The sequence below is a fragment of the Agromyces albus genome, assembly GCF_004134825.1.
Taxonomy (GTDB): Bacteria; Actinomycetota; Actinomycetes; order Actinomycetales; family Microbacteriaceae; genus Agromyces; species Agromyces albus.
In genome coordinates, this window is the sequence record NZ_SDPN01000030.1 from 26,472 (window position 1) to 49,326 (window position 22,855).

The 22,855-nt window shown below is 67.9% G+C and carries 15 protein-coding genes; 3 read left to right on the forward strand and 12 right to left on the reverse strand.

What is annotated here, in order from left to right:
* Positions 1–179: 179 nt before the first annotated feature.
* The gene (locus tag ESP51_RS14425) at positions 180–6,266 is read right to left on the reverse strand and encodes a prealbumin-like fold domain-containing protein (protein ID WP_129521592.1); all 6,087 of its coding nucleotides are present in this window, start codon (positions 6,264–6,266) and stop codon (positions 180–182) included.
* Positions 6,267–6,776: 510 nt separating this feature from the next.
* On the opposite strand from ESP51_RS14425, the gene ESP51_RS14430 reads away from it, so the two are divergent.
* Together ESP51_RS14430 and ESP51_RS14435 are read left to right on the forward strand one after the other, a co-directional pair.
* The gene (locus tag ESP51_RS14430; RefSeq protein WP_129521593.1) at positions 6,777–7,436 is read left to right on the forward strand and encodes a hypothetical protein; all 660 of its coding nucleotides are present in this window, start codon (positions 6,777–6,779) and stop codon (positions 7,434–7,436) included.
* Positions 7,436–7,672: a helix-turn-helix domain-containing protein gene (locus tag ESP51_RS14435; protein WP_129521594.1), complete on the forward strand. Its 237-nt coding sequence runs from the start codon at positions 7,436–7,438 to the stop codon at positions 7,670–7,672. The genes ESP51_RS14430 and ESP51_RS14435 overlap by 1 nt, the downstream gene beginning before the upstream one ends.
* A gap of 12 nt (positions 7,673–7,684) precedes the next feature.
* Here the strand turns inward: ESP51_RS14435 and ESP51_RS14440 are convergent, their stop codons facing one another.
* A complete protein-coding gene (locus tag ESP51_RS14440) occupies positions 7,685–8,137 on the reverse strand; it encodes a hypothetical protein (protein WP_129521595.1) in 453 nt (150 codons plus the stop codon).
* Between the two features lie 68 nt (positions 8,138–8,205).
* On the opposite strand from ESP51_RS14440, the gene ESP51_RS14445 reads away from it, so the two are divergent.
* Positions 8,206–9,201 (forward strand): pirin family protein, encoded by a 996-nt coding sequence (locus ESP51_RS14445; RefSeq protein ID WP_129521596.1) that lies wholly within the window; start codon positions 8,206–8,208, stop codon positions 9,199–9,201.
* A gap of 49 nt (positions 9,202–9,250) precedes the next feature.
* On the opposite strand, the gene ESP51_RS14450 is transcribed toward ESP51_RS14445, so the two are convergent.
* The 10 genes from ESP51_RS14450 to ESP51_RS14485 all read right to left on the reverse strand — a co-directional run.
* Entirely contained in the window at positions 9,251–12,223 is a 2,973-nt protein-coding gene (locus ESP51_RS14450) for a glycoside hydrolase family 2 TIM barrel-domain containing protein (protein ID WP_164990529.1), read from the reverse strand.
* 71 nt (positions 12,224–12,294) lie between these two features.
* On the reverse strand, positions 12,295–13,767 hold the full coding sequence (gene cls, locus ESP51_RS14455) for a cardiolipin synthase (RefSeq protein WP_129521598.1): 1,473 nt from the start codon (positions 13,765–13,767) through the stop codon (positions 12,295–12,297).
* Between the two features lie 6 nt (positions 13,768–13,773).
* Positions 13,774–13,950, reverse strand: coding sequence for a hypothetical protein (locus tag ESP51_RS20660; protein WP_164990530.1), 177 nt, complete (start codon positions 13,948–13,950; stop codon positions 13,774–13,776).
* Between the two features lie 103 nt (positions 13,951–14,053).
* Complete coding sequence (locus tag ESP51_RS14460; RefSeq protein ID WP_129521599.1) at positions 14,054–15,271, reverse strand: prealbumin-like fold domain-containing protein; 1,218 nt, start codon at positions 15,269–15,271, stop codon at positions 14,054–14,056.
* Positions 15,272–15,644: 373 nt separating this feature from the next.
* Positions 15,645–18,083 (reverse strand): prealbumin-like fold domain-containing protein, encoded by a 2,439-nt coding sequence (locus ESP51_RS14465; protein WP_129521600.1) that lies wholly within the window; start codon positions 18,081–18,083, stop codon positions 15,645–15,647.
* 330 nt (positions 18,084–18,413) lie between these two features.
* Positions 18,414–18,563 carry a hypothetical protein gene (locus tag ESP51_RS20665; RefSeq protein ID WP_164990531.1) on the reverse strand — a complete coding sequence of 50 codons (150 nt, stop codon included), beginning with the start codon at positions 18,561–18,563 and terminating at the stop codon, positions 18,414–18,416.
* Entirely contained in the window at positions 18,563–20,080 is a 1,518-nt protein-coding gene (lysS, locus tag ESP51_RS14470; protein ID WP_129521601.1) for a lysine--tRNA ligase, read from the reverse strand. The genes ESP51_RS20665 and lysS overlap by 1 nt, the downstream gene beginning before the upstream one ends.
* 97 nt (positions 20,081–20,177) lie before the next feature.
* Positions 20,178–21,056: a pantoate--beta-alanine ligase gene (panC, locus tag ESP51_RS14475; RefSeq protein WP_241843186.1), complete on the reverse strand. Its 879-nt coding sequence runs from the start codon at positions 21,054–21,056 to the stop codon at positions 20,178–20,180.
* Positions 21,053–21,814, reverse strand: a complete 762-nt coding sequence (locus ESP51_RS14480; RefSeq protein WP_129521602.1) for a Rossmann-like and DUF2520 domain-containing protein — start codon at positions 21,812–21,814, stop codon at positions 21,053–21,055. Before ESP51_RS14480 ends, panC begins: the two co-directional genes overlap by 4 nt.
* Positions 21,804–22,855, reverse strand: a 1,052-nt coding sequence (locus tag ESP51_RS14485) for a PH domain-containing protein (protein ID WP_164990532.1), incomplete at its 5' end; no start/stop codon positions are given. The genes ESP51_RS14485 and ESP51_RS14480, both read right to left, overlap by 11 nt.

The following is a 22,855-nucleotide window of genomic DNA, read 5'->3' on the forward strand; positions in this document are numbered from 1 at the left end:
GACGGGGCGTCGATACAACGAGCGTAACCAGCGCTGGTCAGGGATATGCGAGTGTTCGCCCTCGGCGCAGCGCTGGCACCGGGGATTGACGCGGGGCGAGATGACGGAAGTGGCGATGGAAACGACGTCGCCCGTACCGGGATCTCGATCCCGGTGCGGGCGACGTTGTTCACCTGCGATCAGCCTCGGTAGAGAGGACGGCGGCGCAACGCGTACACGAGCGCACCGAATCCGAGGAGCCCGACGCCGAGCCACAGTGCTGTGAGCTCGATACCCGTCACCGCGAGCGGCGGCGCCTTCCTGACCTTGACCGGGGCACATGCCTCTGCCGCGTCGCTGCCGCTCCAGAAATCGACCTCGGCGCGGTTCAGCAGGCCGCTGCCCGACTCCCCGAAGCCGACCGTGCAATCGGCCTGGCCTGCCGTCACCGTCGTGGCGACCCTCGCTCGCACCGACACCTCGTACTGATGCGTGCCCTGGGCGGGGATGACCGCGTCCTCGGCGACGAGGATGTCGGTACTCCCGTTCCACCCGGGGTTCAGCGTGACCCCGTCGAGCGACTCGACCGTTGCGGAGATCGGGGTGATCCCGCCGCCGAAGAGGAGCTTGTCACTGAGGTCGTACTCCTCGTCGATGTAGGAGTCGCTCCTCACCGTGATGGTGTAGTCGATCGACCAGGTGCCGTCGCCGTGATCGACGACGCTGCCGGCGTCTACGACCTTGTCGACATCGACCGGTCCGCGCTTCGCGTTGGTGAAGGTGCAGAGCACCGTCGACTGCAGCGGCACGTCGACCTCCGCGACGCTTCCGGCGGGCGTCGATCCGTCGTCGAGCACGTAGGACGGGTCCTCGCCGCCGACGCACTCGATGCCGACGAGACGCCAGCCCTCCGGTGCGACCTCCTTCACGGCGTACCGATCCGGCTCGATCGGACCCGTGCTGAACGGGTCATCGGCGGCCGCACCGCTTTGCGTGAAGGGGTTCAACTCGATCGAGCTCGCAGGCCCCCAGCCGAAGTCGAACTCGGTCGGGTCGCCGGCCGGGATGGTCGCCTTGTCGACGAGCAGGACACCCCATTCGACGTTGGTGAACGTGCAGATCACCGTCTCACCCGGGTCGAGGTCGATCGTGCCGACGAGGCCCTCGACGGTGGTTCCGCCTTCGGGTTCCTCGACGGTCTCGGTGCAGATGAGTTCGGTGCCGTCGTAACCGACGGGCTCGACCTCTTCCACTGTGTACTCGCCCGGGTCGACGTTCTCGAACGTCTGCGACCCCGACCCGTTGTTCGTCGTGATCTCGAAGTCCACCGGGTTGAGCCACGTGCCCTCGAACTCGAAGGTGGCGTCATCGCCCTCCACGTTCTTCACGATGATGATCTTGCCGCGCGCGACGTTCTCGATCTCACACGAGATGGAGTCGCCCGGTTCGATCGTGAAGTCGCTCACGTCGAGCGGCTCGGTGGAGTCGTCCGCGTGCGTGACCGTGCAGTCGAGGTCACCCGCGATCCAGCCGCTGCCGGGATCGGCCTCGGCGAGTGAGAACCGCGACCCAGGGGCCAGATTCTCGAAGATCGCGACGCCGGATCCGCCGACCGTCGTCACCGACTCGACGATCGGGTCGCCGACGGGCTCCCCGGCGCCGTCGAGCGGCTGCAGCTCGAACTCGAACGTGCCGTCGCCGCCGACGGCCGACTTCGTGACGTCGAGGTCGACGGGCACGGCGCGGTTCGTCACGGAGCAGTCGATCGACACACCGACCTCGGCCTCGAACTGGAAGCCGGGTTCGGCACCGTTCAGGTCGGTCAGTTCGCCGCCCTCGGTCTCACACGTGAGGGCGCCCTGCTCCCATCCGGCGACCTCTTCCTCGGTGATCGTGTAGGTCGCACCGGGGACCAGGTCGCTCCAGCTCACGACGTCGGAGTCGGGACCGACGCCCGAGGTCGTCTGCGTGGCATCCTGGCCGGCGGGAACCGGGTCGATGGTGAAGTCGAAGTCCCAAGCGAAGCCTTCAGCGACCCCGCTCACGGTCTTCTCGACGTCCACGTCGGCCGGGGCGGCGACGTTGGTCAGCTCGCACTCGAGCACGAGACCCGGCGTGACGGTGAACTGGAAGCCCGGGTCATCCGATGCGTCCTCGATCTCACCGGCGTTGCAGACGATGTCACCGATGGTCCAGCCGTCGGGGACATCCGTCTCGATGAGGGTGTAGGTCGAACCGACCTCGAGGTCGCTCCACGTCGCCGTGGCGCTCCCCGGCAGGGCCGAGTTGTCGACCGTCTCGAGATCCGGCGTGCCGTCGGGCTCCTCGATCAACGCGAAGTCGAAGCTCCACTCGTATGAGGGGTCGACTCCCTCGACGGACTTCGTGAGCGAGACCTCACCCACTTCGGCGGTGTTCGTGAACGTGCAGGTGACGACGTCACCGGGTTCGAGGTCGATCGTCGTGCCGTCGCCGTCGCGCACGCCGCAGTCGATGTCGGTCAGCTCCCAGAACTCGGGAACGAGCTCGTCGATCGTGTAGGTGCCGGGCGGCATAAGGCCCGACGACCAGAGGTCGCCCTCGTCGTCCGTCGCGTCGTTGAGGGTGAACTCGACGGGAGCCTCCCCACCGACGAACACGAAGTCGAAGTCCTGGTCGAACTCGTCAGGGACGGTCTCCTTGTCGACGAGGATCTCGCCGCGCTGCACGTTGGAGTACGTGCATGTGACGGTCTCACCCGGGTCGAGATTGATCGTGCCGACGAGCCCATCCCAGGTCGAAACGGTGCCCGCGGCATCCGTCTCGACACAGTCGACGAGCCTGCCGTCATACCCTGCCTCGGGAGTCTCGGTCACGGTGTAGGCACCGGGGTCGACCTCGGAGAAGGTCTCCGAACCTGTGCCGCCGACGGCCGTGATCTCGAACGCTTCGGGGTCGAGCCAAGTGCCGGTGAACTCGAAGGTCGCATCGTCACCCTGCACCTCCTTCACGATGACGATCGTGCTCTTCGCGGTGTTCGTGATCTCGCAGGCGATGGAGTCGCCCGGCTCGATCGTGAAGTCGCTGACGTCGAGCGGGTCGGTCGACTGGTCGGCATGCGTGACCGTGCAGGTGAGCACACCCACGGTCCAGCCGCCGCCCGGGTTCTGCTCGGCGAGCGAGAACCGCGACCCTGGCGTGAGGTTGTCGAAGGTCACCACTCCGGTGCCACCGACCGTGGTCACGGACTCCTCGATCGGATCGCCGTTGGGGTCGCCATTCGCGTCGAGCGGCTGCAGCAGGAATGTGAACTCCCCGTCGCCGCCCACCGCGGACTTCGTGATGTCGATATCGACGGGCACGGCCCGGTTCGTCACGAAGCAGTCGATCGAGACGCCGACCTGAGCCATGAACGCGACACCGGGTTCGGCGCCGTTCAGGTCGTCGAGCGTCCCTTCCTCGGTCTCGCAGACGATCTCACCTTGCGCGAACCCGAGCACCTGCTCCTCGGTGATCGTGTAGACGACCCCGGGAGTCAGACCGGTCCAGCTCACCACATCGGAGTCGGGGCCGACACCGGATGTCGCTTGCGTCGCGTCCTGCCCGGCGGGCGTCGGGTTGATCGTGAAGTCGAACTCCCACGCGTAGCCGGCGGTCACCCCGCTCACGGTCTTCTCCACGTCGACGTCGGCGGGCGATGCCGCATTCGTCACCGTGCACGCGAGCACGAGGCCCGGTGTGACAACGAACTGGAAGCCGTCTGCAACACCATCGGCGTCGGTCAGGCCGGTGCAGGCGATGTCACCGACCGACCACCCGTCTGGCACATCGGACTCGACGAGCGTGTAGGTCGACCCGACGTTCAAATCGCTCCACGTCGCCGTCGCGCTCCCCGGCAGGGCCGAGTTGTCGACGGTACGCGGGTCGGGCGTGCCGCCCGGCTCTTCGGTCAGCTCGAAGTCGAAGCTCCACGCGAACGAGGAGTCGACGCCGGTCACCGACTTCGTGAGCGACACCTGACCGGTGTCGGCCGTGTTGGTGAACACGCAGGTCACGACTTGGCCGGCCGCGAGCTCGATCGTCGTTCCGTCACCGTCGCGGTCGCCGCAGCTGATGTCAGTGAGCGTCCACGACTCGGGCACCGTCTCGGTGACCGAGTAGCTGCCGGGAACGATGAAGCCCGAAGTCCACGGGCTTGCCTCGTCATCCGTCGAGTCGTTCAGTGTGAACGGGGTTTGGAACTGGCCGTTCGAGAAGACGAATCCGAAGTCCTGGTCGTACTCGTCGGGCACCGTCTCCTTGTCCACCAGGAGGCGCGCGCGCTGCGTGTTCGTGTAGGTGCACTCGACGGTCTCGCCCGGGTCGAGGTTGATCGTGCCGACGATGCCGTCGACCGTCGATGCCGTGCCGTTCCCGTCGCTGTCGACGCAGATCAGATCAGTGCCGTCGTACCCCTCGATCGGGAGCTCGGTCACCGTGTAGGTGTCGGGGTCGATGCCCGTGAAGGTCTCGCTGCCGATGCCGTTCACGGTCGTGATGCCGAAGCCCTCGGGATCGAGCCAGCTGCCGGTGTACTCGAAGGTCGTGTCATCCTCGCCGACGAGCGACTTGTTGATGATGATCGTGCCGTCCTGGCGGTTCGTGAACACGCAGTCGATCGTGGTGCCGGCGACGGTCGTCACGGTGACGGACTCGTCGACCTCGACGCCGTCGACCGTGCAGGTGATGTCGGTGAGATCCCAACCCTCGGGTACGGTCTCCGCGATCGTCACCTCGGTGCCGGGCACGTACTGGAACGCCTGGCTCGTCTGGCCGTCGGTCAGCGAGACGGGCGCGCCGTCGACCGTGAAGTCGAACGCCTGCGCTGAGCCATCCGGCAGCGTCTGCTTGGTCACGGTGACGAACGACGTGTCGTTCGTGAAGGCGCAGTTGACCGATTCGCCGGCGACCGTCGAGACGGTCACGAATCCGGCGTCCAGGTCTTCGGCGGTCGGAATGACCTCCTGCCCGTCGATCGTGCAGACGATGTCAGAGAGCGTCCAGCCTGCGAGGTCGTCCTCGGTGATGGTCACGGATGTCCCGGGCACCAACTGGAACGGTGCAGTCGTCTCCCCACCGCTCAGTGGGAACGGCGTGCCGCCGTTCACGGAGAAGGAGAAGTCGGTCGTGGTGTCGACCGGATTGGTGAGCTTCGAGACGTCGAGATACGAGGTCGCGTTGGTGATGACGCAATCGGTGGTCTCGCCGGTCGACACCGGGAACGTCGTGCCGGTCGGTGCGCCGTTCTCGTAGAGGACGTAGACGTCATCACCCTGGGTGCAGACGATCGAGTACAGCGACCACGGCGCATCCGCGGGGATCGACTCTGCAAGCGTGTAGTCGGTGCCGGGGTCGACGTCGAAGAACTCATCGGTCTCGCCGACCAGCAGCGCGTCGACGATCGGATCGATCGCTGTGCCGTCGACGGTGTAGTCGAACACGGTGCCGCTGTCGTCGGCCAGGTCGTTCAGCGATTCCTTCGTCACCGTGAGGAAGCCACAGGTCGAGGGCGGGGTCACCTCGAGCGGGGAGACGTATCCCTTGAGGTTGCCATCCGTGCTCGCCTGACCGGTCTGCGAGCGCACGTACACGGTGGTCTCGGTCGACACCGGCGGGCAGCCCGGCGCGACGCCGCTGAACTCGGTGAGGTTGAGCCCGATCTCGAAGAAGAGACCGTCGGCACTGATCTCGGAGAAGTAGCCGGTCTCGTCCGACGAGCAAGTTCCTGGGAAGTCGGCGACGCTCGTGTACACGCAGCCTTCGACGAAGTCGGGGAGGGCGGCGCCCTGCATGGTCACGTAGAACACCGTGCCCCCGAGGCTGCGGTCAGGCTGCGGCGTGCCGTCGGGAGCGACGCGTTCGCCGGCGTTCGTGATCTCGATCGCGTAACCACCGGTGCCGGTGTTGTTGTCGCGCGACCATGCGACGTACGTGTAGTAGTCGCCGTCGACGATGCGGGCGTAGCTGAAGACCTCAGCGAACGTGCCCTTGTCGGGCGTGTTGCCGGCGCTCGTCCACGTTGCCGGGTCTTCGTCTTCCTTGCTCGACGCGCTATAGGTGCCGCCCTGCGTGGTCGAGTCGAAGGGCACGTTGCCCCAGTCATCGAAACCGGGCGGACAGTCCTCTGGCGTGAGATTGCCGTCGATCTCGAAATCACCGACGTCACAGACGACGGCCGCGCTCGCGGGACTCGCGACGAGGAGGGGGGTGAACAATGCTGCGAGAAGTGCGGTTATGGCGACGAGAGCGCCGCCCTTGCGTCGAGACAAGGCGATTTCCTTACGTGTCGGGTCCGCCGTTCTCGGGATGAAATGGCGGCACGTAAGCGGCACGGTAGTCCTGAGAGAATCTCGCCGACAGAGGAGAGGACCTCGCGGCGCACACCCACTTTGGGGGACTCTGGAACGCACCCAAGAGTGGCCTTGTCCCCCATTTACAGGCTTGACGAAATCACTCGAATGCACGTCGCTATAGGCACTCAGGAAACTGCAGCGGGGTGTCCCCCAAAAGGCGGACTCAGGCCGACTCCTGGCAGTAGCTCCGTTACCAAATCGTTACATCCCGTCCCCCGCGTTCGGGGGACGGTCGGGGGACACGTCGTGCCCGGGTGCAGCAGGGAATCGACTACTTGACGGACGCCGCGACGGTCGAGCCCGCGACCTCTACCGTGAGCGATGACGGCGACGGATGCCGCGGCGAGGCCTCACTCGTTGACGCGCGTTGCTCGAGGCGTTACCGTATCGTTTATCGTTGTTATCGATATTCGTTAGGACCAGACAATGACCGGCATTCGACCCACGACCCACCCTCGGCGCGACCGCCTCGATGGCTGGGGGCTTCGAGCGATCACGGGAGGGGCCCTGCTCATCGGGATCGCCGGACTGGTCGGGCTCGTGCTGCGAGCAGTTCACCTGCTGACCGCCGAGTCACTCAGTGTCGATGGGCTGCAGCTCGCGAACGCCGCCTCCCCGCTATTCGCCGACGAGACGCCTGCGATCGTCGACGCACACTACGATTCCGTGACGCTCGTCATCGACGGACTGCCCGCAGGCCTTCGCTGGCTGATGGTCTCGCAGACGACGGTCGCCGCGCTGCTAGGCATCGGCCTGTGCCTTATCGTCTTCATCCTCGGCATGCACCTGCTCGAACGGCGTCCATTCGCGCGTTCGGCGACGTGGTCGATCTTCGCCGCGGCCGTGCTGGTGATGGCGACTGGAACACTCGCGCCCTTCCTGCACGCGATTTCGGATGCCGAAGTGGTGCAATTCCTCGGCGACACGGTCACCGCCGGCCCCAACACCGGCGGCGCCGAGGTGCTCGTGTTCTTCGGCCTCACCATCGACCCGGCACCCTTCGGATGGGGACTCGCGCTCAGCGTCGTAGCAGCCGCCTTTCAACTCGGCGAGCGCCTGCAGCGCGACACCGACGGTCTCGTCTGATGGCGTCGGCAGAGCCCGACGAGGCAACCGACATCCATTGCCGCCTTGACGAGCTGCTCGAGGCGCGCGGCATGACGCTCACGCGGCTCGCCGAACTCGTCGGCGTGAGTGTCGTGAACCTCAGCGTGCTGAAGAACGACCGGGCGCGCGCCATCCGCTTCTCGACCCTGCAGGCCGTCTGCGAAGCGCTCGACTGTGAGGTCGGCGAACTCCTCGTAGTACGCCACGAACGGTGACGGCGCTGTCGACTACTTGACGGGTACGGTGACCGTCGAGTCGGCAACCTGGACCTTGAGCGGCTCGGTCGTCGTGACATCGACAGGCGTCCAGAACACGGTCGTGTGCGGCGCGAAGTCCATGGTGCAGACCTCGTCTTCTGGTCGCTCGACGAGGTCGATGGCGACGGTGTTGCCCTCACCGGCCGGCTCGACGACGCGGATGTTGCGGCCCACCTGCGGGCACGACGAGCTGCCCCAGATGGTCACCGCGAGCTGCGCGCCCTGGCCGACCCATGCGGCGACGGGCTCGCCCTCCTCGTTCTCGGGCTCCTCGTGGCCGCCCTCTTCCTCGTGCTCCGAGACCGGCAGGCCGGGGTAGTGCTCCGCAGGACTGCCGCTCGCCGCGCACGCCGTGAACAGGAAGACGGATGCCACGGCCACGGCGGCGAAGCCGGCACGGCGGAAGCCAATGGAGGGAGCCATTCCGTCATGCTATCGGTTGGGCCTATCGGTTCGGCCTCACCTCGCTCAGCCGAGACTATGCTGCCGACATGAGCAACTTGGAACGCGATCCGGTGGAGCTCCTCGCCCCGCCTGAGGCGCCCGCCGGCCCCGCCGTGAAGGTGCTCGCGCCGCGCGATGTGCCGCTCGGCGGCCCTCGTGCGATGAGCGTGCGCCGAACGCTCCCCCAACGCGGCCGCACGACGATCGGCGCCTGGTGCTTCGCCGATCACTACGGCCCCGACGTGGTCGACGCCACTGGTGGCATGGTCGTGCCGCCGCATCCGCACACCGGGCTGCAGACCGTGAGCTGGCTCTTCGAGGGCGAGATCGAGCATCGCGACAGCGCGGGCAGCCATGCGATCGTGCGCCCGGGTGCCGTGAACCTGATGACGGCGGGCCGCGGCATCTCGCACTCCGAGGTGTCGCTCCCCGAGACGACCACGCTGCACGGCGTGCAGCTCTGGGTCGCGCTGCCCGATTCCTCACGGCACGTCGGTCCCTTCTTCGAGCACGCCGACATCATTCCCGTGACCGTCGGCGACGCGACCCTGCGGGTTTTCGTCGGCTCGCTCGCCGGCAGCGAGTCGCACGTCACCGTCTTCTCGCCGCTCCTCGGCGCCCAGCTCGACCTGCCCGCCGGCGGAACCGTCGAGCTCGAGCTCGACCCCGCGTTCGAACACGGCGTGCTGGTCGATGCCGGGCCGGTGACCGTCGAGGTCGAAGGAGCGGATGCCGCGACCGAGGTCGCATGGTCCGAGCTCGCCTTCATCGAACCGGGCCGGCACCGACTCACCCTCCGCGCGGGCGATGCACCGGTGCGCGTCGTGCTCCTCGGCGGTGTGCCGTTCGGCGAGGAGCTCGTGATGTGGTGGAACTTCATCGGCCGCAGCCACGACGAGGTCGTCGAGTTCCGGCGGCAGTGGCAGGCCGACGTCATCGGGCGCGACAACCCCGACGGCCGGTTCGGCACCGTCGCCGGCTACGACGGCGCACCGCTTCCGGCTCCCGAATTGCCGACGGTGCGGCTCAAGCCCCGCCGGTAGACGGCCCGAACGTTCCGGAGCGTCCGACGTCGGTACGCCGGGCGCCTCGCTACAGCGCCGGCACCGCTCGGAAGGTCACGGCATACGAGTACCGCGCGGGCTCCAGCCGGTGCTGCGGCAGCACACCTGGCCCGCACGCCGCGGTACCGATGCCGTGCCGAGCGAAGTCGACGTGCACATGGGTGCTCTCGTCGGGGCGCAGGTCTTCCAGGTGATCGGCGGCCTCGAGCGCGGCATCCGACCACGGACGCGCGCTGAAGGCCAGCCCGTGCCCGTCGATCTGGAGGGCCGTCTGCGACGCAAGAAGCGCGAGTCGCCGAAGCCCGCCGCGCGAGCCGTTCTCCTGGGGACGGATGTTCGGCACCTGCAGGTCGTCGATCGGCATCGAGTGCCAGCCGAGCCTGGCTCCCTGGCCGGTGTCAGGGTAGGCGGCACCGGGTCCGAGTCCGAACCACCGCACGTCGCCGAATTCACCCGGCAACCGGAAGCCCAGCCCGATCCGCGGCCACGGCACGTGCCATTCACCGAACGGGGCAACCTCGACATCAAGTGCGAGCACCCCCGCCTCGGTTCGGCTCCAGCGCAGCATCGAATCGATGCCGCGGTCGGATGAGATCACGCCGTAACGGGTGCCGACGACGAGTTCGTCGCCGGCCACCGAATACTCGGTCGTCCGCGCCTGGAGGCGATCGAGACCGGCATCCGTCCAGCGCTGCGCGTCGCTGCGTTGGTCGTCGCCATCCCACGGCGTCCCGAAGTCGTTGTCGGTCGGCGCTCGCCAGAATCGCAGGCCGAAGTCGTGAATCGGGATGTCACCGACCTGGGTCAGCCTGCCGCTCGCGTCGAACCGTCCGACGCCGAACGTCGTCGGACCCGAAAGTGCCTCTGCGGATGCGGCCGACGACGCCGCAATCGATGCAGCCGAGGAAGCCGAGGAGGCCGAGCCGGGCTGCGACGTCGCCCCTGAGCCGGGCAGCTCGGCTTGCACCCACGCGATCTCGTGCCCGGCGGGAGCCCAGGCGGTCGCGTGCGCCTGCGCGACCGAGACCGTGAGCAACCTCGGGACGCCGCTGTCGAGCGAGAGCTCCGCGGGAAGCTGTACCGTCGCCGACTCGCCGGGCGCGAGCAGGGGAATCAGGATCTGCTGAGATACGGGCGGCTCATCACCGGCGACGCCGTCGGTGTCGAGGTCCACGACGGCGAGCGTGGCCTCGAGCCCTTCGGTCGTTCGTCCGTGATAGCGATTCGTCACGGTCAGCTCAGTGCCGTCGAGCGCCAGCCCGATCGGCGAGAACACCGCGGCGACGTCGGCGAGACCGGGTCGAGGCTCGCGGTCGGGCGAGACGAGTCCGTCGATCACGAAGTTGCCGTCGTGCACGAGCTCCCCGAAGTCGCCTCCGTACGCGAGGCGGACCGATCCGTCGGCGAGGCGCTGCCGCAGGCCGTGCTCGATCCACTCCCAGACGAACGCTCCCGCGATGCGCGGATGTCCGTCGATGGCGGCCTGGTACTCGCTCAGCCCACCCGGACCGGTGCCCATCGCGTGCGCGAACTCGCACAGCAGGAACGGTCGCTCGGGAGCACCGGCGGGCGATCCCGGCTTGGCACCCGGCGGCAGGGATCCGGCGCCGACCGCGTCGAGATCCGCCGACGAGAGGTACATCGCCGAGCCGATGTCGGTGTAGGCGCCGTCGCGGTCGCCCTCATAGTGCACCGGTCGTGACGGATCGCGGCCATGGATCCACTCGCTCATCGCGGCCAGGTTCCGGCCGGTTCCCGCTTCGTTGCCGAGCGACCAGATGATGACACTCGGATGGTTCTTGTCGCGTTCGACCAGTCGCTCGACTCGGTCGAGGAACGCGGGCAACCACATCGGGTCGTCGGACGGGTTGCGTCGCCAGCCGTTCAGCTCGAAACCGTGGGTCTCGAGATCGCCCTCGTCGATCACGAAGAGCCCGAGCTCGTCGGTGAGCTCGAGGAAACGCGGGTCGGGCGGATAGTGCGAGGTGCGCACGGCATTGATGTTGTGCCGCTTCATGAGCTCGAGTTCGGCCCGCGCCGTGGCGATGGGCACAGCACGGCCCAGGTCGGGATCGTGCTCGTGCCGGTTCACTCCGCTGAGCCGCACCGGCGTTCCGTTGACGCGGAGCGAGCCGCCGTCGATGCTCACCCGCCGGAAGCCGACCTTGAGCACGACCTCGTCGCGATCGGTGCGCACGCGGAGCTCGTGCAGCACCGGGTCATCCGGCGACCAGGGACGGATGCCGGCGAGCGAGAGCTCGACACCGGCGGGATGCTCCGCGATGCCGAGCGAGGGCACGTCGATCACCGCGTCGGCGTCGCTTCGCACCTCGACGCGCAGCACTCCGCCACCGGACTCGTGGTCGTAGTCGGCGTGCACGAACACGTCGTCGATGGCCTGCGCCGGGAGGGACTGCAGCGTGACGGCCCGGAAGATTCCGGGCATCCACCACATGTCCTGGTCTTCGAGATAGCTCGCGGCAGACCACTGGGAGACCCGTACGGTGAGCACGTTCTCACCGACTCGAAGGCTGTCGTCGAGGGAGAACACGGCCGGGAGCCTGCTCCCCCTCGTGCTGCCGAGCAGGGTGTCGTTCCACCAGATGGTCGCGGCGCCGTCGATCCCGTCGAACCGCAGCCGTGCCTGCTCGGGCAGTTCATCGATCCAGACGGTGCGCTGGTAGATCGCGGTGGGATTGCCGTCGGGCGGATGCGGCGGGTCGACCGGGAAGGGATACTGCACGTTCGTGTAGGCGGGCGCTCCATGCCCCTGCAGCACCCAGTGACCGGGAACCCGGATGTCGCTCGCCTCCGTCTCCCGGAAGGCGGCCGGGTCGGCGGGCGCTTCGGCGGCGCTCGGCCAGAGCGCGAACCGCCAGCTTCCGCCCAGGTCGAGGTCGGAGGGCCGCGGCAGCCAGGCAGCCGGCGCGAGCTGGCCGGTTCCGGGCAGCGGACTGGAGAGCGGCAGGTCTGACCGAACCGAGAGTTGTGATCCAAGCATGACCAATAGGGTAGCCATTTCCCCAAGCCCGGGTTGAGCCGGTTCAGGCCGACGGAGCGCGATGCTACTGCTTACTGCAGCGCCGAGGTGAGCCGCGCGAGATTGTCGAGCACGGTCGAGCGGAGCGGCTGTCGCAGCCAGTCGTCGAGCGTGAGCTCACGGCTGTCTCGCCGGTATCCGTCTTCGACGGCGCGCATCTCTCGCACGAATGACGCGCCGCGCACGAGAAGCGTGATCTCCATGTTGAGCTCGAACGAGCGGATGTCCATGTTGCTCGAGCCGATCACCGCGACGTCATCATCGATCGAGAAGTGCTTCGCGTGCAGGATGTAGGGCGCCTTGTACATGTAGATCTTCACGCCGGCTCGCAGCAGCGCCTCGTAGTACGACCGCTGGGCATGATAGACGAGCGCCTGGTCGCCGATCTCCGAGACGAAGAGCTCGACGTGGATGCCGCGCTGCGTCGCCCCGCTGATGGCGAGGAGCATCGCCTCGTCGGGCACGAAGTAGGGGCTCGTGATGATGATCCTCTCCTGGGCCGCATAGAGCAGGGAGAGGAAGAGCTTCAGGTTGTTCTCGTTGCGGTAGCCGGGACCGCTCGGCACGACCTGGCAGTCGAGGTCCTGCGCCTCGCCGCGCTGGTGGAGGGACTCGGCGAGGTCGCGCCTCGGCGCCTCCTCGGTCTCGAGATACCAGTCGGTTGCGAAGATCGTGTCGAGACCCGACACGATCGGGCCCTCGACCCGGATCACGAGCTCCTTCCACTTCAGCCCGCGACGGATGTTGACGCGCTTGTTGTAGGTGCGGTCGATGATGTTCTGCGACCCCATGAAACCGATGTCGCCGTCGACGACGAGGAGCTTGCGATGGTTGCGGAGGTCGGGTCGCTGGTACTTGCCCTTCAGCGGCTGCACCGGCAGCATGAGCCGCCACTCCACGCCCATGCGCGTGAGCCGCTTCACCGTCGCGCGGTACCCCTTCACCCGGTACGAGGCGATGTGGTCGAGGAGTACCCGCACCTCGACGCCACGCGCCGCCGCCTCACCGAGCGCGTCGAAGAACGGCGCGGTCGTGCGGTCGTAGGCGAGGATGTAGAACTCCGCGTGCACGTAGTGCCTCGCGTTGTGGATGGCCTTCGTCATCGCATCGAGCGAGCCCTGGTACTCGCCGATGAGGCTCGCGCTGTTGGAGCCGATGAGCGGCATCGATCCGAGGTTGCGGTTCAGCCGCACGACGCCCTCGAACCAGGCCGGCCACGAGGTGCTGTCGCTCACCCGCTCGACGCCGTGAGTGCTCTCGCGGATGTATCGGTCGACCTCGGCCTGTCGCTGGCGACGACGCCTGGGCAGCTTCGGGTTGCCGATGATGAGGAAGAAGATGACCCCGAGATAGGGGATGAAGAAGATGGCGAGGAGCCAGGCCATGCCGGCGGTCGGGCGGCGGTTGCGCGGCACGACGATGATCGCGACGATGCGCACGATGAGGTCGATCGCGAGGAGCACGCCGCCGACGATCAGTGCCGCCTGCCCCGCGGTGAGCTCCATGCCCGGCTAGGCTGCCGGCCGCTCGCGCCCGAGCTTTGCGCGCTCCTCGGCCTCGATGCGGGCGTAGGCCTTGCGCTCGTTGCGATCGGCACGGAAGATCGCGCGCATCACGAACCAGAAGATGAGGCCGATGAGCACCGTCGGTGCCAGCGACCAGATCGCATTCGCCCAGAACTCGTCCATATGCTCTCCAGAATACGGGGGTTCCTCGGATTCCGCGCATCGACGCGGGCGCCGGCGCGCGAAAGCGGGGCCCGGGCTATCCGCCCGAGCCCCGCAGTTCATCTCAGGCGCGGGTCGCGCGCGCCCGTCGGACCGTGAATACGAGTCCGCCTGCGCCGAAGAGCAGGAGGCCGAGCCACAGGCCGCTCATGGGGTCCACGCCGGTCGCGGCGAGCGTGGGCTTGATGGGCTTGGCCGGCTCGGTGGGCACGACGTCCAGGCTGTTCGTGAACACACAGGACACGACCTCGTGCTCTGCGATCTCGATCGTCGTGGTGTGGCCCTCGACCGTGCCGCAGGAGATGTCGTCGAGCGTCCAGCCCGCGGGCACGAGTTCCTCGAGGGTGTACGTGCCGGCCGGGATGGGTCCGGAGCTCCAGAGGGCGCCCTCGTCGTCGGTCGCGTCGTTGAGGGTGAAGTCGATCGTGCCCTCTTCACCGGCGAACGCGAACTCGAAGTCCTTGTCATACTCGTCGGGCAGCGTCTCCTTGTCGACGAGGATCTCGCCACACGTCGACGGCGGGTCGACCTGGAGCGGCGCGACGTAGCCCTTGAGGTTGGCCTCGGTGCCGGCCTGTCCGGTCTGCGAGCGCACGTACACCGTGGTCGTCTCCGACACGGGCGGGCAGCCCGGCGCGACGCCGCTCAGCTCGGTGAGGTTGAGCCCGACCTCGAAGAACAGGCCGTCTTCGCTGATCTCCGCGAAGTAGCCCGTCTCGTCCGACGAGCAGACGCCCGGGAAGTCGTCGACACTCGTGTACACGCAGCCTTCCAGGAAGTCGGGCAGGTCGGAACCCTGCATCTCGACGTAGAACACGCTGCCGCCGAGGCTGCGGTCGGGCTGGGGGGTGCCGTCCTCAGCCACACGCTCGCCCGCGTTCGTGATCTCGATCGCGTAGCCACCGGTGCCGGTGTTGTTGTCACGCGTCCATGCGACGTAGGTGAAGTAGTCGCCGTCGGCGATGCGCGCAAAGCTGAAGACCTCGGCGAAGGTGCCCTTGTCGGGCGTGTTGCCGGCGCTCGTCCAGCCGGCCGGGTCCTCGTCTTCCTTGCTCGACGCACTGTAGGTGCCGCCCTGCGTGGTCGAGTCGTAGGCGACGTTGTCCCAGTCGTCGAAGCCGGGTGCACAGTCCTCGGCAGTGAAGTTGCCGTCGATCTCGAAGCCGCCGACGTCACAGGTGACGGCTGCGTAGACCGGCGCTGCGAGAGCGACGGGAGCGATCAGGCCGGCGACGAGTGCACCGGCAGCGAGCAGCGCGGTGCGCTGGCGTCGTGAAACCACGTTTGTTCCCCTTGTGTGTTCGGATTCACAGGCACCGCGGGTGGTCCTGTGGCCACATCGTTGGCGAGGCTATCCGAAATGAGGGGTCCTCGATAGTCGCAGATCGGCGTGAACACTGCACGAGAGAGCTTTCACGGATGCCGCCGCCCAGCCCGGAGCGTCGAACGGGGGACACTGTCGAAATCACCCTGCTGACACCGGTCGCGGAAGGCCGACCTCGCGCCGATCGGCGGCTCTGCCGCCCATTCGGGGGGAAGCGGATCACGCAGCGATTCGGGGGACGTCGCCGCCGTGTCCCAATCGTTACATTCAATCTCACTGGGAGCACGAAAGCGGGGCCCGGGCATTCGCCCGAGCCCCGCAGTCTTCATGCTCAGGCGCCGGTCGTGCGCGCCCGTCGCCGGATCATGAACACCAGGCCGCCTGCGCCGAGGAGCAGGAGGGCGAGCCACATGCCGCTCGCGAGGTCCACGCCCGTGATGGCGAGCGGGGGTCGCAGCGTGTTGGTGATCGCACACACGATCTCGTCACCGGGCGCGACCTCGAAGTCGGCCGGATCGATCTTGACCGGGGCTCCTCCGCTCGCGGGGGTGACCTCGCAGGTCATCGGCCCGGCTGTCCAGCTGCCGGTGACCTTCGTCTCCTCGATCGAGTAGCGGTTGCCGGCGTCGACGAGGTCGAAGACGGCCGTTGCGCTGCCACTCACCGTCGTCACCTCACGAGTGCGCGGGTCGCCGTCGGAGCCGAGCTCCGTGAGCACGAACCCGAAGGTGCCGTTGCCGCCCACTGCCGACTTCTTGACCGTGACGGATCCAGGGTTCGCCTCGTTCGTGAACACGCAGCTCACGACCTCGCCGGCACCGAGCTCGATCGTGGTGCCGTCTCCGTCGACCACGCCGCAGGAGATGCCGTCGAGCGTCCAGCCGGCGGGCACGAGCTCGTCGACGGTGTAGGTGCCGGGCACGATGAAACCGGAGTTCCAGAAGTCCTCTTCGTCGTCCGTCGCGTCGTTGAGGGTGAAGTCGATCGGGCCCTCACCGCCGTCGAACGTGAACTCGAAGTCCTGGTCGAACTCGTTGGGCAGCGTCTCCTTGTCGACGAAGATGAGGCCGCGTTCGGTGTTCGTGAACGTGCACTCAACGGTTTCGCCGGCGTCGAGGTCGATCGCGGCCGAGAAGTCCTCGAGGTCCACGACCGTGCCGTCATCGGGATCGACGCACACGAGGTTCGTCGTGTCGTACCCCGTGAGCAGGTCCTCGCTCACGTCGTACGCTCCGGGAACGAGGTTGTCGAAGGTCGCCGTTCCGAACCCGTTGACCGTCTCGATCGAGAAGTCGCCCAGGGCGTCGCTCGAGAAGTCGAACTCGGCGTCGTTGACGCCTTCGACGAGCTTGTTGATGACGATTGCGCCCTGCTGTTCGTTGGTGAACACGCACGAGGCCGTCTCGCCCTCGATCGTCGTGACGGTCGCGCCGTCCTCGATCGCCGTCTCATCGGTGTCGCACGTCACGTCGACGAGGTCCCAGCCTTCAGGCACCGTCTCCGTGATGTCGACCTCCGCACCGGGAGCGAACTGGAACGTCTCGGACTCGCCGTCGCTGAGGTCGAACGCCGCGCCTTCGATGTCGAAGTCGAACACCTGGGTGGAGGCATCCGGCAGGGTCTGCTTCTCGACCGTCACGTATGACGTCGCGTTGGTGATCACGCAATCGGTGGTCTCGAGGCTGACGACCGGGAACGTCGTGCCGGTGGCCGCGCCGTTCTCGTAGAGCACGTAATCGACGCCGTCGGCCGTGCACACGATGGAGTAGAGCGACCACGGTACCTGGGCGGGGATGACCTCATCGAGCGTGAAGTCGTCGCCGGGCTCGACGTCGAAGTACGAGTCGGTCTCGTCGATGAGCAGGTCGCCGTCGATCGGGTCGTTCTCGCCGCCGGTGACGGTGTACTCGAAGAGCACACTGCTGTCGAGGTCGAGATCGTTGAGCGATTCCTTCGTCACAGTGAGGAAGCCACACGTCGAGGGCGGAGTCACCGTGAGCGGGGCGACGTAGGCCTTCAGGTTGCCGTCGCCGCTGCCGCCGGTGATCGATCGCATGTACACGGTCGCCGCGTCCTCGGTGGGAGGGCAGCCGGGCTCGATGCCGGCAAGCTCGGTCAGGTCGAACCCGACCTCGAAGAACGTGCCACTCGGGCCGATGGCGCTCGCGAAGCCCGTCGTGTCGGTCGTGCAGTCACCCGGGTCGGAGTTCACGTCGTCGGGGTAATCAGCCTGATCGACGTACGGACAGAGCTGTCCGAGCGTCGGCGCGCTGCCGCCGGCCATGTTGATGTAGGCGACCACACCGCCCTCGTTGTGGAGCGGCTGCGGGGTGCCGTCGGGTGCGACGTTCTCACCCGCGAACGACAGGTCGATCGCGTACTTGCCGGTGCCGCTGTCGCCGGTGCGATCCCATGCCACATACAGGTAGTAGTGCCCGTCGACCACTCGCGCCAAGGTATACACCTTGGAGAAGTCGGCCTTGTCGGGTGTGGAACCGGCCGACGTCCAGGTCGCCGGGTCGTCGACGTCCTTCGAGCTGGCGCTGTACGTGCCGCCCTGTTCGGTGCTGGTGAAACCGATATCCGGCGTCAGCCAGTCATCGAATCCGTCACCGCAGTCCTGCTCCGTCAGGTTGCCGTCGATCTCGAAATCACCGAGATCACAAAGCGGGTCCGCGTACGCGGGCGCTGCGAAGGCGACTGGAGCGAACAGGCCGGCGACGAGAGCGCCGGCGGCGAGCAGCGCAGTGCGCTGGCGTCGTGAAAACACGTTGAACCCCTTATGTGTTCGGATTCGCAGGCACCTCGGATGTGGTCCTGCGGCCACATAGTCGGGAGGCTATCCGAATCGAGGAGTCCTCGATATGGCCCAGATCGCCGCGAATACTCGGCGAAAGCGCTCGCGTGATCCGGCCGATGCAACACTGATCGCCGAATGGGGGACGCCCTCGCGATCGCGCCTCGACGGCCGCCCACGAAGGGCAGGTTTGACGCTCATCGCCGGGGCCGACGCTCCCTCGCAGGGAATGCCCGAGCTGCGATTCGGGGGACACCGCGGCGTTACCGAATCGTGATAAACGCCGTGTCCCCAAAAAGGGGATCAGCCTCCGGTGACGATGCCCCAGATGCCGGAGCCCAGCAGGTACAAGCCGATCGCGCCGACGATGATCCAGATCGCGAGGCGCGTGTTCGACGGTCGCTTCGGGTCGCCCTCGGGCTGGAGCTCGTTCTTCGGCAGGTAGTCGTTCATCACTTCACCAGGGGGAACAGGATCGTCTCGCGGATGCCGAGGCCGGTCAGTGCCATGAGCAGACGATCGATGCCCATGCCCATGCCGCCCGTCGGGGGCATGCCGAACTCGAGTGCACGCAGGAACTCCTCATCGAGGCGCATCGCCTCGAGGTCGCCGCCGGCGGCGAGTTTCGCCTGCTCGACGAAGCGCTCGCGCTGCACGACGGGGTCGACGAGCTCGGAGTAGCCGGTCGCGAGCTCGAAGCCGCGGATGTAGAGGTCCCACTTCTCGACGACGCCGGGCAGCCGCCGGTGCTGGCGCACGAGCGGGCTCGTGTCGAGCGGGAAGTCCATGACGAACGTCGGGCGCTCGAGTCCGGTCTTCACATGGTGCTCCCAGAGCTCCTCGACGTACTTGCCGGGCAGCGGGTGGTCGATCTCGATGCCCACCGCAGCGGCGAGCTCGGCGAGCCGGGACATCGGGGTCTCGGGCGTGATCTCTTCACCCACCGCCTCGGAGAGCGAACCGTACATGGAGATGCGCGCCCAGTCGCCGCCGAGGTCGAACTCGGTGCCGTCGGCCCACGTCACGACGTGCGAGCCGTTCGTGGCGATCGCGGCATCCTGGATCAGCTGCTGGGTGAGGTCGGCGATCGTGTTGTAGTCGCCGTAGGCCTCGTAGGCCTCGAGCATCGCGAACTCGGGGCTGTGCGTCGAGTCGGCACCCTCATTGCGGAAGTTGCGGTTGATCTCGTAGACCCGCTCGATGCCGCCCACGACGGCGCGCTTGAGGTAGAGCTCGGGCGCGATGCGCAGGTAGAGCTCGGTGTCGAACGCATTCGAGGTGGTCACGAACGGACGAGCGGATGCCCCGCCGTGCATCACCTGCAGCATCGGCGTCTCGACCTCGATGAAGCCGAGCGAGTCGAACGTGCGGCGGAGGCTCGCGTTCACCTTGGCGCGGTCGAGGACGTTGCGCCGTGCCTGGTCGCGCGCGATGAGGTCGAGGTAACGGCTGCGCACCCGGGTCTCTTCGGAGAGCTCGTTGTGCAGGTTCGGCAGCGGCAGGATCGCCTTCGCGGCGATGCGCCATTCCTTCACCATGACCGAGAGCTCGCCGCGGCGGCTCGTGATGACCTCGCCCGCGATGAACACGTGGTCGCCGAGGTCGACGAGTTCCTTCCACTCGGCGAGGGACTCCTCCCCCACCTCGGCGAGCGACACCATCGCCTGGATTCGGCTGCCGTCACCGGACTGCAGCGTGGCGAAGCAGAGCTTGCCGGTATTGCGGGAGTACACGACGCGCCCCGCGAGGCCGACCTGTTCGCCGCTCGCCTCGTCGACCCCGAGGCCCACGAAGCGATCGCGCACATCGGGGATCGTCGTCGTGATCGGGAGGCGAACGGGGTAGGCACCGAGTCCGAGGTCGTCGGATGCGGCGATCAGCCGCTCGCGCTTGGCGAGTCGCACGGCCTTCTGCTCCGAGATCTCCTCGGCTGTGGGCTCGGTTGCGGCATCCGTCTGGGTGTCGGTCATCGTTCACTCTCGATTCGCGGAAACATGCGTGCACCAGCCTAGGCGCTCTGCGCAGAGAGGAACCGGTGAAGCCCGCCGCCTGCGGAGCCCTCAGCCCTCAGCGGGCGGGACCGACGTCGACGAACGTGTTGTCGATGAGGCGCGTCGTGCCCACGACGGCGGCGACGAGCACGAGTGCGCGGCCGCGGAAGTCGTCGCCGATGGGCAGCAGCGTGTCGGGATCGACGACGACGAAGTAGTCGAGGCTCGCGCCGTCGTGGTCGCCGAAAGCAGCGACCCCCTCGGCGAGCAACTCTCCTGCACCCTGCGCGGCCGCGGCATCCGCTGCCCGCAAGGACTCGGCGAGGGTGAGCGCCGCCGCGCGCTGGGCGTCGTCGAGGAAGCGGTTGCGGCTCGAGAGCGCGAGTCCATCGGGCTCGCGCACGGTCGGCACCGCCACGATCTCGACCGGCGCATCGAGGTCGGCGACCATGCGGGTGACGAGGAACACCTGCTGCGCGTCCTTCTGCCCGAACACCGCGATGTCGGGTTGCGCGATGTTGAAGAGCTTCGCGACGACCGTGAGCATGCCGTTGAAGTGGCCGGGTCGCGATGCGCCCTCGTAGCGGTCGCCGATCGGGCCGGCATTCACGGTCGTGCCGTCGACGGCGCCGCGCGGGTACATCTCGTCGACGGCGGGAGCGAAGACGAAGTCGACGCCGAGTTCGGTGAGTGCGGCGACATCCGATTCGAGGCTTCGGGGATACCGGTCGAGGTCTTCACCGGGCCCGAACTGCCGAGGGTTGACGAAGATCGACACGACGACGACGTCGGCGAGCTCGCGCGCGCGGCGCACGAGTGCGAGGTGACCGGCGTGCAGGGCGCCCATGGTGGGCACGAGGGCGACGGATGCACCGTCGGCGCGTCGCTCGGCGAGCAACCGGCGCAACTCGGCGATCGTCGGCACGGTGCGCGTGCCCGCCGTGACCTCGGTCACCCGCCACCTCCCAGCGGCCGGTCGGTTCCGGCCTCGTCGATCGTACCGGCACCGTCGGCGAAGGGGCCGCTGTCGTGGCGGGCGAGGGCGTTCTCGACGGCGCTGCGCACGAGCGGAGCGAGCACCGCGCCCGAGCGACCCACACCGATGCCGTCGAGGAGCTCGCTCGCCTGGTCGACGATCGCGCTCGAGAACGAGACGGCCGTGTCGATCGCCTCGGCGTACGCCGCCCGATCGGCCTCGGCGACGATGAACGGCTCGCCGCCCATCTCGACCACGAGGGCCTGGCCGATCGGCAGCACCGGCGCCGGGGCCGTGACGGCGAACCAGGTGCCCGGCAGTCGGGCGAGGTCGATCGTCGTGCCGGTGAAGGTCATCGCGGGGTGCACCGCGAGCGGGATGGCTCCCGCTCGTCGCGCCGGGTCGAGCACGCCTGCGCCGTAGCGCGCGGCGGTGTGCAGCACGAGCTGCCCTGGTTGCCAGGCGCCGGCCTCGGCGAGCCCTGCGACGAGCTGCTCGAGCTCGTCGGCCGGCACGGCGAGCAGCACGAGCTCGCTGCGCTCGACGATCTCGGGGATGGGGAGCACCGGAACGGCGGGCAGCATCGCGGCGGCTCGATCGCGGCTCGACTGCGAGACCGCGGCGATACCCGTGAGCGCGTGCCCGGCGCCCGCGAGGGCTGCCGCGAGCACCGCTCCGACCCGGCCTGCGCCGATCGTGCCGACGCCGAGTCGCCCCGCGCGGGACTCAACGGGCATCTGCGACCTCGCTCGTCTCGGTGGGCGTGCCCGGCCCGGTGACCGCACCCCAGTGATGGGATGTGTCGCTCGCGGCCCGCTCGACCGCTTCATCGGCGAGTCGCTCGAAGAGCGCTTCCGCTTCGGCGCGCTCGGCGATCGGCAGGCCCGCGGCGATCGGGCCCGCGACGGTATGGATGCGCACGGTCGCCAGCCCGAGCATCCGCTGGATCGGCCCGCTCGTCACCGCCACCGACTGCATGCGGGCGAGCGGCACGAGCGTGAGGCTGCGAGCGATCGCGCCGTGACGGATGAGGGCGACGCCCGCCGTGGCGGCCCAGCCGATGCGTCGCCACGAGAACGGCCGAAGCCAGGCGCCGCGCCGGGGCGTGCGTGAGAATCCGCCCTCGCCGTCGCGGCCCGTGAGGCCGGCGTCGAGCAGGGGGTCGACAGCGGATGCGGCATCCGGGAGCAGCAGCGCAAGCACTCGATGCACGTCGGCGACGGTGCCGACGGGCAGCACGAGCGTGCGCTGGGCGGCGTCGTTCGACGAGCTCACCGACTGGCCGGCGACGTTGATGCGGATCGACCACCAGCCGAACGGGCGCCAGAGCAGCCACTGCGTCGCCTCGATCGCGTGGACGCGGCCGGGCGGGATGGTCTGGTTGCCCGTCGAGAGCAATCCGTGACCGATGCGCACACCGTCGGGCGTGCCCGCGATCGAGTACCGCAGCGACTTCGTGATGCGGGTCCACATGTAGCTGAAGAGACCGATCGCCGCCGGGACGAAAGTGAACAGCACCCAGAACTGGCCGGTCGCGAACCCGACGATGATGATCGCGATGAAGATCGCGATCCAGACGGTGGCGCCGCCGAGCAGCGTCGAGGCGATGACCCGCCCGAGCGGAAGATGCACGACGGACTCGGGCGGAGCGAGGTCGGGGTCGAGCTCGGGGGCGAGGAACTCGTCGACGCGCTGGCCGACGAGCGCGCCCGCGCGGGCGGCGGCCGTGCGGCGAGCTGCCGCGGCCTCGGGCGTCTCCCCCTCGAGGTCGAGCTGCC

Bases quoted from the DNA above. Each gene is read 5' to 3' on its own strand.
- ESP51_RS14440 (WP_129521595.1), bottom strand. From the start codon at position 8,137: ATGGCTCCCTCCATTGGCTTCCGCCGTGCCGGCTTCGCCGCCGTGGCC.
- ESP51_RS20665 (WP_164990531.1), bottom strand. From the start codon at position 18,563: ATGAACGACTACCTGCCGAAGAACGAGCTCCAGCCCGAGGGCGACCCG.
- ESP51_RS14445 (WP_129521596.1), top strand. From the start codon at position 8,206: ATGAGCAACTTGGAACGCGATCCGGTGGAGCTCCTCGCCCCGCCTGAG.
- cls (WP_129521598.1), bottom strand. From the start codon at position 13,767: ATGGAGCTCACCGCGGGGCAGGCGGCACTGATCGTCGGCGGCGTGCTC.
- ESP51_RS14450 (WP_164990529.1), bottom strand. From the start codon at position 12,223: ATGCTTGGATCACAACTCTCGGTTCGGTCAGACCTGCCGCTCTCCAGT.
- ESP51_RS14435 (WP_129521594.1), top strand. From the start codon at position 7,436: ATGGCGTCGGCAGAGCCCGACGAGGCAACCGACATCCATTGCCGCCTT.
- lysS (WP_129521601.1), bottom strand. From the start codon at position 20,080: ATGACCGACACCCAGACGGATGCCGCAACCGAGCCCACAGCCGAGGAG.
- ESP51_RS20660 (WP_164990530.1), bottom strand. From the start codon at position 13,950: ATGGACGAGTTCTGGGCGAATGCGATCTGGTCGCTGGCACCGACGGTG.
- ESP51_RS14480 (WP_129521602.1), bottom strand. From the start codon at position 21,814: ATGCCCGTTGAGTCCCGCGCGGGGCGACTCGGCGTCGGCACGATCGGC.
- ESP51_RS14430 (WP_129521593.1), top strand. From the start codon at position 6,777: ATGACCGGCATTCGACCCACGACCCACCCTCGGCGCGACCGCCTCGAT.